Genomic DNA, 12,312 nt, shown 5'->3' with positions numbered 1-12,312 from the left:
TTCCTCTAGTCAGCTATTACGGTTTGGTTTCTTCCAGCATTTTTGGCCCTGTACATCGCTTGATCCGCCAGCATGAACAGCTCATCCGCATTTCTCGCCTGTGACGGAAAATGAGCCCCGCCAAGTGAGACCGTAACGGTTTGTTTGAGATGATTTTCGCTTTGCTCCATAATTAGCCGAATGCGTTCAGCTGTTTCAAAAACATCATGCGCCGTCGCATAGGGCAGAAGAACAACGAACTCCTCGCCTCCATAACGGCTGCATACAGCCCCTGCTTTTACGGATTTCCTTACAATCTCAGCAAGATGCTGCAAAACTCTATCTCCCTCTTGATGCCCAAAGTTGTCGTTAATAGATTTGAAACGGTCAATATCAAGCACGAGTATGGAATAAGGCTTCTGCTCCTCGACCCATTGCTTCATGATCGCCTCTAACGTTCGACGGTTGCTAAGTCCGGTCAGAACATCGGTCATCGCCGCTTGGGTCAACAGATCGTTCTGAGCTTTAATGCCGCTCATTGCACGTACAATCGTTCTAGTCAATAAATCAGCTTCACTGTTCCAGTGGTGCTCCACTGTCGGCAATGCAGTATCTTTCTCCCCGATTTTTCTCACAAAGTTCGCAAGCGTTACGAATGGCATTGCTAATCGGCGCGCAAACCAAATCGTCACCAGCAATAGTAGAATAAATGGAATGATCGTATACAGCAAGATTGAACGAATATACTGGCTTAATTCCGCATTGACGATGTCCATCGGAGAAAGCACGACGATTCCCCATTTGCTTTCCGGTACGAATGAATACCCTGCGAGCAGCGTTAATCCTTTTGAAGCTTCCGTTAGCTCTTGCCCACTTTCGCCTTGTGCCAGCTTCTGGACGATAGGGTCGGCGCTTACGTCTTGACCTATACGAATGTAATTGGGATGGTAAAGCAAATGACCATCGGAGCTTGTTACAAAGAAGTATGAGCCATTATGATCCAAGCTGTCGTTGCCAAAAATCATATTCAAAACGTTATCTTCTTGCAGATAAATGGAACCGCCGATAAAACCTCTGTAAACGCCTTTCTGATCAAATATCGGCTCGCTGACAAATACGAGAAGCCGTTTGGACACTGCGCTTATATACGGCTGTGATATGTAAGGCTTTCTAAGAGCCAATGCTTCCTTAGGAGGCTGTGTTTTCACTTGCTTGCCTATCATTCCAAGTGAGGGAGGAGACATTACACGCATAATACCATTCTCATCTACTACTATAATGGAACTAAAATAATTACTGCTTTTGCGTATCAATTCAAGGTACTTGTCCGAATCCGACTCATTTAATCCCCAGTTCATGGAATAAAATGCCGCAGCGTTTTTTAGACTGCTGCGCATCGATATAAATAAAGAATCCATCGCCTGACTCATCTTAGTTGCGGTGGAGAGATTTAAGGTAAGCGTCGTTCCAATTAATGATTGCCTTTGGGATTGATAGGATGCGAAGAGCAACATCGTTAATGTGAGAAGAACGGATATCGTGACCAAGCCGGTAAGCAGCGTCGTTAGACCTATTTTATTCCTTTGCGAAGCTTTTATCACACGTAATATATGCATATAGACCCTTCCTAAACATTATGGTACTAGTAATATTCGACGATATTCGACATTTTCCTTCTCCTATTTTACTTTATTACCATAATTAGAATAATTCTAACTCTTGATGACAAAAAATAAGACAGCATATCGCTATGCCGTCCGATTAGGTTGTTATGTTAGATTTGTAATTCACCAAGCTTGATAAGCTCGACAACCGCTTGTGAACGACCTTTTACGTTCAGCTTTTGCATGACATTGGAGATGTGGTTTGAAGTACGCCAAACTTAATAATCGTTTTCCATTTCACAGTCATCGCACAAATTCCCACTTAGCTCCCCTTCATCGAATGCTGTTCCACACATTAAAAACATATAATGTCAATCCCCGCACCTACTTCCAACCCTTCGGGGCAACTATGTTATAATAGAAATACTACAATCCAAGCGAGGTGAAGCCGATGAAATGGGGAGAGATTACCGAACTGCATCCAGGTCGTTTTGTGCTGGTCGAGGCAATCAAGGCAAGCTCCAACAATCATGTGCGACAATTAGAGGATATGGCGGTTATTCAGGACTACAACAACCCTCAGGAAGCCTGGAGCGGCTATAAAGAGCTGCATAAGCTTCATCCGACACGCGAGCTGTATGTATTCCACACGAGCAGAAGTGATGTAGAGGTCGTTGAGGAATTTTTCTCAGGGATAAGGCAGCGGACATGAAAATACAACTCCAGCACGGCTTGCCTATCATCTCCTTAACTTTAACTCACAACAATCAAACGATTGTTTTACAGAATGTTCTATTTGATACAGGATGTGCTGCAACGGTTTTTGATACCGATGCACTTGCTGGGATTAGCATTGACATTGACTTTATCAATGGACGAGCCAAACGAATGTATGGGGTAGGGGGAACGAGCGAAATTTGCTATGAGCAACACATTCCCGATCTTCATATTGAACACATTGCTTTAACTGATTTTCCGATTCAGCTTGGTTCTATACAAGAGCCTTATGGCTTTGATGGGATTCTTGGCATTGATTTTATGATGAAAGCCAAGTGCAAAGTGGATTTTGAATCGATGGGAATTGATTTTAATTATTAGACCAAGCGATGCCTTCATTCAAAGGCAATTACTTGGTCATTTTTTATCTATGGAATCTCAACGCAATGTTGAATATTCGATAACGATAAAGCAACTATTCACTCTAGTCACTCTTTCTGACATATATTGCTCGACCAAATTTACCTTCAAACAATACGCTCCCAACCCTAAAGTGGTGGATCAGGGTCTCTGAATGGCATATCTAATAAGAGAGGTCCTTGCAGAAACTCTGCATCCATTATTATTCAGATTTATACTTTTCACATTCAATTTATCAAAGCTTGACGTCGTCACTACAAGCTATTCTTTCTGACGTTTTGTTTCCTTCTTTTGGTCGCTACCCTTCAATGTTTGTTACCATTCGTACAGATAAGCATACAAAAAAATAAGACAGCATATCGCTATGCCGTCCGATTAGGTTGCTATGTTAGATTTGTAATTCACCAAGCTTGATAAGCTCGACAACCGCTTGTGAACGACCTTTTACGTTCAGCTTTTGCATGACATTAGAAATATGGTTGCGGACGGTCTTCTCGCTGATGAATAGTTGCTGTGCAATATCTCTTGTTGTCTTGTCCTGTACCAACAGCTCGAATACCTCGCGTTCACGATGCGTCAATAAAAACTTGCTCTTATGGTCGCTACCCTTCAATGTTTGTCACCCCTCCTTGCGCGGGTTTTTATGGTTTAACAAGGTTAAGGGATACAGTCAACTTATACTATGAAGGGGCGATACCATTGGTGCTGTTGCGTAGCGAAAATGGGCTCTGCTGCCGTTACAATTTTGCGTGAATGATTAAGCGGTGAGTGGGGTTCACGATAGGGTCGCAGGTGATTAAGGTGAGCAGCTTATCTTTGTTATTGTAATTCAGAACGGACACGTCGGTTGGCTCTACGATCGATACTTTATATACCGTATAGGTATAGGTTTGTTCCTTCGTCTCCAATACAATTTTGTCTCCGACCTCAATCTCTCCAAGTCGATTAAACAACCTGCCCTTTGAACGCATCCGATGACCGGCGATAGCCGCATTGCCGACCTTGCCTATTGCTGTCGTTTCCTTCAAATGCGCAGTGGCTGATTTCAAGTTTTTCTGAGTTGCTCCCTCTACGACAGGCAGCTTAAGTTTAATTTTGTCTATTTTGAGCGTTGCGATGGATGTGATTTTCTGTACGGTCGGAGTCGCTGCAGGTGCCTCTGTGGGTGTGTTTGCAGGCTGGGCCGTCGAAGTTGTCGATTCCTCGTTAAAAAGATCCGTCAGCTGCGCATACTGCTCCTGCGCCTGCTCCTGGGGTATTACATCGAAGCTTGCTTCTTCCCATTCCTCCATCAGCTTATTTTGCTGCCGATTGTCATACCATTCATTTGCTTTTGGATAGAGTAGTATGAGAATGCCAACGATGATTAATGAATAGGACCATATTTTTTTCATTTTCCCCACCTTCCGCTAGCTGCTCTCGGCCTGTGTCCCCTTCGATGTGAAAACCCATTTTTTACTTCCATAAAAATTAAGCATAATCGTAACCGCCGTTACGATTACCTTTGCAGCAAGCTCATTCCATTCCCACCACTGCGTTAAGGCTGCAAGAAGAAGCAGCGTGATGCCAAGTAAAATGCCATTCCAAACGATAAATCTGACGCTTAAGCTCAGCTTCTTCGTCCCGCCCGCTGCGCTCCCGCCTTTATTAAACGTATATCGGCTGTTAAGCACAAAGCTGTTAATCATCCCCGCGCCGTAAGCGATAACCTGAGCAAGCAAATAATAAGTGCCAAACCAGACCAAGACGGTGTACATCAAGAAGTCGACAGCCGTATTCAGCAAGCCAACGATGTTAAAGGTTATAAATTGGATGATGAGCTTTTTTCGTGCCTCGTTAAACATACTCTTTCATCCGATCCGTTTGCCTTGCTTCCGCAGCTTTGCTCTCTTCCTCATCCGCAAAGCCTTTGACCTCACGCACGATATAGAGCGGCCGATTTTTGGATTCGTCATAAATCCGTCCGATATATTCGCCAATGATGCCAAGGAGCATAAGAATGATGCCGTTAAATAATAGATTAACTGCAACGATAGAAGCCCAGCCCGCGATGGTGCTGCCCGTGAACAGCCTCTGGAAAATAACGACCAGCAAATACAGAAAACTCGTAAACGATAAGGTAAATCCAATATAGGTAGCAATCTTCAGCGGCTTGTAGGAGAACGAGGTAATGCCGTCAATTGCAAACGCGATCATTTTCTTAAGCGGATACTTGGTTTCACCCGCATACCGTTCCTCCCGCTCATATTCGACCATCGTCTGCCGAAAGCCGATCCAGCTGACCAGCCCGCGCACAAACCGGTTTTTTTCCTTTAAACTACGAAGCACGTCGCATACTTTGCGATCAATCAACCGAAAGTCTCCCGTATCAACGGGAATATCGACATTCGTCAAGCTGCGCAGCGTCCGGTAAAAAAGTTTCGCAGTCAGCTTCTTGAAGATGGTCTCTCCCTTGCGTTTCAGTCGTTTGCCGTAAACGACCTCAAAGCCTTCCTTCCATTTGGCGATCATATCGAGAATAACTTCTGGCGGGTCTTGCAAATCCGCATCAATAACGACGATCGCATCTCCCTTCGCATAGTCCATGCCTGCCGAAATGGCAATCTGATGCCCGAAGTTGCGAGAGAAGTTAATGAGACGGACATTTGGATCAAAGTCGCCAATCATCGAAACCAATTCAACCGTACGGTCTTTGCTGCCGTCATTGACGAATATAAGCTCATACGGTTCGTCTACAGAATCCATCACAAGCTTCAGCCGCTCATACGTATGCTCGATAACCTCTTCTTCGTTAAACATAGGAACGATAATGCTGTATTTTACACCCGATTTGTTCATCCGAATGCCCCTTTCTTAAAATAACCAACTTGGGAACCAGCGCAGCACATGCTCTACATACCAGCTTGGCACGGTCATACCGGAAAGAGCGGGATAAAAAACAAAAAATAATAAAATGGATGCAGCCAAGAAGACGTTCCGCACCAACTTGAAGCTCGGCTGCTTCTCTTCGATTACTTTAAACATATACACCATGCTCAGAATAATAAACGGAACCATTGCAAAATAGTGATAGAGGAACGTAAGCCTCGGAACGAGCATCCACGGGACGTATTGCGCCAGGAAAGCGATCCAAATCGTATACATCGCTTGGTCTCTGCGTTTGATGCTGAGCCAGATCGTCGCTGCCATCGCAAAAATACCTGCCCACCAAATGAGTGGATTGCCCATCGCTGCAATCGTTGACTTCATGCCAGCAGCCATGTTGTCGCCTGAATAGTACCATACCGGCCGCTTCATGAATGGCCATTCCCACCAGGAGGAGGAGAATGGATGCGTCGAAACGAGATTGCTGTGATAGCTAAACATATGCTTCTGATAATTAATAAGACTCTTCACCGTATACCCTTCATCCATAACGGTCAGCACCGGAATATAGGATAAAGCGTAGATTGCAAGAGGAATAACGATATAGAAGACGAGACATAAAGCGAGCGTAATGATCGTATAGCGCGGGAATACGTTCACGATATGCTTCAGCTTGTCTATGCTTAATGCTGAATCCGTTGGAGCGCCGCCTTTTCGCAGCACGCGCTTTGCGGCCGCATATTCTTTGCAGCGCTCAAATAAGGAAATGGCTAACATGATCGCGAGGCCGGCGCCGCCATAGAGCACGATCCACTTGGAAGCTACGCCGATGCCAAAAAACAGGCCTGCCAAAAATAGCGGAAGAAGCGTGATGCTAAGCTTGACCCGATAAAAATTTAACGAATAATATTTGTGCATGAAATAAAACATCAGCATAATGAAAAACACGCCATAGACGTCGATTGTCGCAATTCTCGTTTGCGTAAAGTGCATGAAATCGGCAGCAAACAATGCTGCGGCAAGTCCAGCGTAAACGCTGCTTTTAAACAGCCTTCTTGCGAACACATACATTAAAGGCAGCATCGCAATGCCGAACAGCACGCCCATTATGCGCCAGCCGAATGGATTAAGGCCAAACAGCTTAATGCCAATGGCGATGATGATTTTGCCAAGCGGCGGATGCGTGTTCTCATAAGCGACGATATGCTCCATATGCTCATAGGCTGTGCGCGCGTGATAAATCTCATCGAAATACGATCCATTCATAAAGGTCGCATCAAACTTCGCAAGGTGCTGCTCATCGAACAGCTGCGCTACGCTGCCTCTTTTGGCATTCTTCGCTTGCTCGTCATTAATGCCAACGATCGTCAAAGGTATTTTGTTGCTTTGCTCATAGATCGCGATCTCATGCATGGAAAATCCGGTTTGAACAGAGGTCAGCCGAATATAACGCGCTTGCAGCGCTGCTGGCTGACTCGTCCAAGTAAAGACAGCGACATGGCTGCTGTCTATTTCCATCACATTATCAAAGTCCGTCCCATTTTGACTGAATTCGTATTTGAATTTACCGGTTCCGACACCGCCAAAGCTGTTGATGCGGTCAAGCTGCTTTACTCCACCCAAATCAACGATAAAGCTTTCGCCTGTCTCCGCAGGCTGCCATGGAGTTGTCGGACCCTTCATCTCGCCTAGCTGGCAGAGAGCGACGATGGCGTATATGAGCGTAATCGCTCCCATCCAAACCCAGTCCTTGCGCTCCAGCCGGTTTGTTTCTTGTTTCACACTCGAAGCGGCTTCCGTCTTATAAGCCGATAACGCGTTGTCGTCCGCCTGCCTCAGCTGTTCCTCCAATAGTGGATTTACGAGCTTCACTCTGCCGCGTACATATTTATCATATCCGATATAAAGCAAGTATAGCAAAAGACCTGTATTTGCTAGCGAGCACATTAAAACGATGCCGTTAAACGGTACATTTGTGGTCACTTTGCTGTAATCAAGCACATAAGCAATATTGATGTAGCTTGTGAGGCTAAAGCCTAAATAGGCCAGCAGCATTCTTCGGTCGAGCGATTGTATAAATGCAAAGATTGAAAGCAATAGAACGGGAAACAGATAACGCTCATGCATTTTGGTTACGCCCATAAACACAACGACAATCAGCACCATGCCGACAAAAAAAGCTCGCTTCGACGAATCGCCGTCCTGCTTCTTGAAAGAGAAATAAACCGCTAACGCAACTGCCGCCAAAATAAAGATCGCGCCCCAGGCTTGGAACGAAAACAGCAGCCATGTATCGGTAATCGGCTTCCAGTTATCATTGCTTAGCGCATAAAGGTTAAAAGCGTTTAGAGTCGCATACGGGTAAGAGGCTAACGTACCCCGATATAGATTAATAAGACCTGACAGCCCGCCATTGCCCCAAAAGAATGGCAAAGCTAACAATATAAACGTTGTAAAGCCGTAGAAAGCACTAACCGGGATTTTCCTCCAGGCTTTGCGATAAACGAACCAGACGAGCAGCACCGGCATAAAAATGAATGCTTGCGGCTTGATAAGCGCCGCTATGGCGAACCAAACGGAAGCGCGTTCGATTTTATTTTCCGCGATTCCGTAAATGGTCAACACTAGCGCAAGCGCAAATATGGAATCCACTTGCCCCCATGCGGCTGAATCCACAATAACTGCTGGATTGAATACATAGAGCAGCGCAAGAGCAAGCGCCACTGAATAGCCCGATTTCTTATGTGCTGCTTTAAAAATAAAATAAGCAGCTCCTAGATCAGCTAGAATCGCCGGCAATTTAAATAACAGCAATGCGGCATTAGAGGATGCGTCAAGCGCAAGCATATTTTTGATGGCGCCTAGCACATACAGAATATAAATATAGCCCGGAGGGTAATCTACAAACATATCGGTATGGTAAAAACCGGAGAGACCCTGCTTTACCGCATGATCGGCCCAAGCCATAAATAAGGCGATATCGTTGGCATAGCCCTTGCTTGCAATGGCAATCCAGAGTCGCAGAGCAAGCGCCACAATAAGAACAAATGCGAAAATAATAGGATGCAGATGCGGCTTCTCATCCAGCCAGCTTCGTTCGCGAAGCAGCTTCCTGTAAACGAGCGCGAAAAACAAGGTAAACAACGCAGCGAACAAAATTAAAGGAAATATCGATGCGCCTGCACCAGTTGCTTCCGTATTCTGGCTTGTTTCCGTCGGAACCAGGCTGAATACTTCCACGCCGGCAGGAGCCTTCGATACCTTCTCTACACTAACATCATCGAAATAGGCTTTGCCTGTATTGATGCCCCCATAACCGCCAAGACTCGCGGCAAACGTAATGCTCTTCTGATCCTTGCCTGTCTTTGCGTAAAAATGAACATACACCCATTTTCCGTTTGTATCCTTTACTTCCGGGTATGTAACAGCAACGCCGTCAACGAAAAAATGCGCTCCTATTGCTTCTGGGCCAACTTGCTCTGTCTTCACATAGCCAGACAGCTTGTAAATCGTTTTTGGTTTGACATTTATGACTTGCATCCAGCGCGAATGATTGGCTTCCAAATTCTCAAGCACAGCAGAATACGTTCCTGTATGCGCCTCTGTACCAGAGATTGAATATGTAGTAATATGGTCCTCTTTCAAATAAGCATCATGGTTCCAGTCTGCCGGAGCTCCGTCCGCTGCATCTTCAAAGCTAGCATTTTTTAATAGATTAGTCGCAGCATGACCAACAACAGCAGGCCATAGAAGGGTAAGGAGAAGGATGGTTATAGTAGCGCGAATAAACTTGTTCATCATCGTTCCGATTTCCACCTCATATCAATTAAAGATGCATAATTATAGCAAAATACACTATCACTTTAAAGGATTATAGATCAAGGGTCAATCATAATAAAATAGAAAAGGACCACGCCAAGGGCTATGGTCCTCTACAGAATCGATGCGTCCTCTCACATAAACTGCTCCGGGCTTATTCCCCACTTATCAATAAATTGCTGACGATTCACGGCCAGCAGCTGCTTAACCTGCTCCATCCCCTCTTTTTGGAAGCTTGCGCTCCCATGATGGTATATAAATATATCGCCGGCAATCATCAGCTTATAGCCTGCTAGACGCGTTCGGTAGCAATAGTCATCATCTTCAAAATGTCCCGGTGAAAAACGCTCATCCAGCATACCGACCTCATCAACTATTTTTCGCTTAAATAATAAGCAGAAGCCGATTAATCGATTGACTTCCTTCCATTTTCTCGAATCCGGTATATTCATCCTCTGCGCCATGTCGTCAATATTGGTAAATGGCTCTACGATTTGCTGTTGACCGCTTGCATAGTTGGTCATCGGCCCTACCATTCCGATATCCTCTCGGCTGTTCAAGCAGCGAAGCATGTTGTCCAGCCAGCCTGCTGTAACGACCGTATCATTATTCAGCAGCATTAATGTATCGCCGGTTGCCATGCTAAGCCCCCAATTACATGCAGCTGGAAAACCCGTATTATGCGGCAGCGATACTAACCGAGTCCTTTCGGCGATGCAAAGCCTCGTAGATTCATCGTGCGAGCCGTTATCAACGACGATAATTTCGTATGGCGAGGTCGTATGTCTGCGAATGGAAGCCACACATTCCTTAAGGACTGAGCTGCCATTATAGTTGGGAATAATGATACTGGTCTTACTCATAGCCTCTTCCCCCCTGCAGCCTGCTGCGCATGCGATACGGGTCCGGGAAAGACAACCGCTTGGTTTTTAAAGACATGGATAGACGCAATGCTTCGACGTGATCGCCGATAATCATTTCTGCTACTGGATTATTGATACTGGCGTTATGAGCGCGGCGACGATTAGCTGCAATAACATTTACGCTAAACGGCGCTCCCACTTGAAGCTGTTCCAATATAGCCCTTGCGTGTGCTTTAGGCGGAACCGCTAGATGCGCATAACCGATACGATCTACTGCCCGTCTGGAAAGCGCGTGAGGCACCGTTGTTAAAGAATTGGCCTTCAAATCCGGCCGCCTCAGCGAGCGATTAAGAAATTCCTTCACATGCGATACCGCATCTCTCCTGCTGAATATCGGAAGATATGGATTTACGTTATTCAGCGCCACATCCATGCCTTTTTCAACCGCGTAGACAAAAGGGATCAGCTGCTCCGCCTTTAGCGGAATATCGCCGTCAATAAACACAAGAATGTCGGATTTCGCCACCTTTGCTCCTATGCTTCTTCCTACATCGTGGCCTAAAGGCTCAGGATAATATAATATGGTCGCCTTCGAGAGCTGCCGCGCCTTCATGAATGACTGATCCTTCGAGCCGTTTACGACAATGATCAGCTCGTCAATAACTAGCCGGTTCAGCTCCATCAACAGAATTGGAATCGTATCCTCTTCATTCATGACCGTCATAATGACAGCAACGGATTTATCGGTCGGCATAAGCACTCTATTGAGATATGGAAGCCCATTTTTCTGACAGATGCCTTGCAAATAACCTTTCGCTGCTGCATGATATCGCGTCCATGCCATAGGACTCCATGCTCGTGTGCGCATTCGTGCTGCCCACAAACGATTGATGAGCTTGCTCGAATCGCCCTGTCCAGTTAATGGATTGGCAGCTGCGTCCTTCTGCCCGGCCTCTCTCCCCCAGCTTGCCATTCTCCCAGCCTCGCGCGGTATACGCGGTGCGGATGCCCGCAGCTTTCCTCGTTTGTTCATTCTTCTTTTATGCTTATTACTAGGTTTGACTCTTGGTAGTAATCTCTTTCTGCCATCCTGCTTGATCACCTTGTCACCTCGCGTTCTCCCTTTGCCTCATATAGTCAGTTAAATTCCCTCTTTCATTCGCATGCTCGGTTAGCCAGCCAATCGCCTCTAAATGGTCACCGACAATAAGGTCCTTCAATGGATCCTGACGGCCTCTTCGTTTTCTCTTTATCGGATTGGATCCTACGTTAATAAATTGCACCGGCTTTACGTTTAATCCATAAAATAATGCTTTTAAATGTGCAAGAGGCGGTACAGCAAGGGAATCCGCACCAATAACCTCCAGCGCCTTTCTGTTCATCGCATGAGGGATGGTCGTCAAGGAAACGCCTCGCAGCTCTGTCTTATTCGCCATTGCATTCAGCGCATGCTTAGCAAGGATAACGCTATGAACATCTGACTTCAGAGTCGGTCCCAAGTAGCTGTTAAGCGCAATATCGACCCCCTGACTAACGGCTCTTACAAATGTTCGCAGCTTATGCGCAGGTATGATAATGTCGGCATCTAAGAACAGAAGAATATCCCCATTTGCCTGATTGGCTCCGATTGACCGGCCAACATCATGACCAAGCGGCTGCTCATAATAAATAACTCGTGCTCCTGATCGTTCCGCAATATGCTTAGAACCGTCGGTAGATCCGTTAACGACTACAATTACTTCCGATTGAGCATCGACTCTATGAGCCTCGCGAATGACGCGGGCCAATGTTCTTCTCTCATTCATGACAGGAATAATGATAGATACTTTAGGAGAAGGGTCGTTAGAAGAAAAAACTCTTTTCATACGTAAACAACTCCTGATTATTCTGAAATTTACTTGATCATATAATCTATTCATCTATTAGGAGCGTGGATAGGGCTTAAGTTGAGTGGGAAGAAAAAAGGCGTATTCCGTTGTTAGGTTTCATTCAAATATCTCACCCAAAACGACAAACGTACAAACGTAAACAACAATTCACACATA

General features: G+C 45.5%; 11 protein-coding genes and 1 pseudogene. 2 read left to right on the top strand and 10 right to left on the bottom strand.

All coding sequences use genetic code 11. The features are described from left to right. Nucleotides 1-5: 5 nt before the first annotated feature. Both AC1TPC_RS17510 and AC1TPC_RS17505 read right to left on the bottom strand, forming a co-directional pair. A complete protein-coding gene (locus tag AC1TPC_RS17510) occupies nucleotides 6-1,595 on the bottom strand; it encodes a sensor domain-containing diguanylate cyclase (RefSeq protein ID WP_482068098.1) in 1,590 nt (529 codons plus the stop codon). A gap of 158 nt (nucleotides 1,596-1,753) precedes the next feature. Next, a pseudogene (locus AC1TPC_RS17505) lies at nucleotides 1,754-1,846 on the bottom strand (LuxR C-terminal-related transcriptional regulator); the annotation flags it as partial. Nucleotides 1,847-2,034: 188 nt separating this feature from the next. Between AC1TPC_RS17505 and AC1TPC_RS17500 the strand changes: the two are divergent. Both AC1TPC_RS17500 and AC1TPC_RS17495 read left to right on the top strand, forming a co-directional pair. Further along, the gene (locus AC1TPC_RS17500) at nucleotides 2,035-2,295 is read left to right on the top strand and encodes a hypothetical protein (RefSeq protein ID WP_482068097.1); all 261 of its coding nucleotides are present in this window, start codon (nucleotides 2,035-2,037) and stop codon (nucleotides 2,293-2,295) included. Then, nucleotides 2,292-2,681, top strand: a complete 390-nt coding sequence (locus AC1TPC_RS17495; RefSeq protein ID WP_482068096.1) for a pepsin/retropepsin-like aspartic protease family protein — start codon at nucleotides 2,292-2,294, stop codon at nucleotides 2,679-2,681. Before AC1TPC_RS17500 ends, AC1TPC_RS17495 begins: the two co-directional genes overlap by 4 nt. 427 nt (nucleotides 2,682-3,108) lie before the next feature. Here AC1TPC_RS17495 and AC1TPC_RS17490 read toward each other — a convergent pair whose 3' ends face one another. From AC1TPC_RS17490 to AC1TPC_RS17455, 8 genes are all read right to left on the bottom strand, one after another. Next, nucleotides 3,109-3,333 carry a helix-turn-helix domain-containing protein gene (locus tag AC1TPC_RS17490; protein WP_006040330.1) on the bottom strand — a complete coding sequence of 75 codons (225 nt, stop codon included), beginning with the start codon at nucleotides 3,331-3,333 and terminating at the stop codon, nucleotides 3,109-3,111. Between the two features lie 124 nt (nucleotides 3,334-3,457). Beyond that, nucleotides 3,458-4,114, bottom strand: coding sequence for a class D sortase (locus tag AC1TPC_RS17485; protein WP_482068095.1), 657 nt, complete (start codon nucleotides 4,112-4,114; stop codon nucleotides 3,458-3,460). Nucleotides 4,115-4,129: 15 nt separating this feature from the next. Further along, complete coding sequence (locus tag AC1TPC_RS17480; RefSeq protein ID WP_482068094.1) at nucleotides 4,130-4,564, bottom strand: GtrA family protein; 435 nt, start codon at nucleotides 4,562-4,564, stop codon at nucleotides 4,130-4,132. Then, nucleotides 4,557-5,558, bottom strand: a complete 1,002-nt coding sequence (locus AC1TPC_RS17475; protein ID WP_482068093.1) for a glycosyltransferase family 2 protein — start codon at nucleotides 5,556-5,558, stop codon at nucleotides 4,557-4,559. Before AC1TPC_RS17475 ends, AC1TPC_RS17480 begins: the two co-directional genes overlap by 8 nt. A 15-nt stretch (nucleotides 5,559-5,573) precedes the next feature. Further along, nucleotides 5,574-9,386 (bottom strand): phospholipid carrier-dependent glycosyltransferase, encoded by a 3,813-nt coding sequence (locus AC1TPC_RS17470; RefSeq protein ID WP_482068092.1) that lies wholly within the window; start codon nucleotides 9,384-9,386, stop codon nucleotides 5,574-5,576. Nucleotides 9,387-9,538: 152 nt separating this feature from the next. Continuing rightward, the gene (locus tag AC1TPC_RS17465) at nucleotides 9,539-10,267 is read right to left on the bottom strand and encodes a glycosyltransferase family 2 protein (RefSeq protein ID WP_482068091.1); all 729 of its coding nucleotides are present in this window, start codon (nucleotides 10,265-10,267) and stop codon (nucleotides 9,539-9,541) included. Continuing rightward, nucleotides 10,260-11,300, bottom strand: coding sequence for a glycosyltransferase family 2 protein (locus tag AC1TPC_RS17460; protein ID WP_482068090.1), 1,041 nt, complete (start codon nucleotides 11,298-11,300; stop codon nucleotides 10,260-10,262). Before AC1TPC_RS17460 ends, AC1TPC_RS17465 begins: the two co-directional genes overlap by 8 nt. Nucleotides 11,301-11,373: 73 nt before the next feature. Further along, nucleotides 11,374-12,132 (bottom strand): glycosyltransferase family 2 protein, encoded by a 759-nt coding sequence (locus tag AC1TPC_RS17455; protein WP_482068089.1) that lies wholly within the window; start codon nucleotides 12,130-12,132, stop codon nucleotides 11,374-11,376. Between the last annotated feature and the right edge of the window lie 180 nt (nucleotides 12,133-12,312).

This window comes from Paenibacillus sp. Y280 (assembly GCF_056786335.1).
Note: the sequence above shows the minus strand (reverse complement) of the source record. Positions and strands in the feature narration are given on the sequence as shown.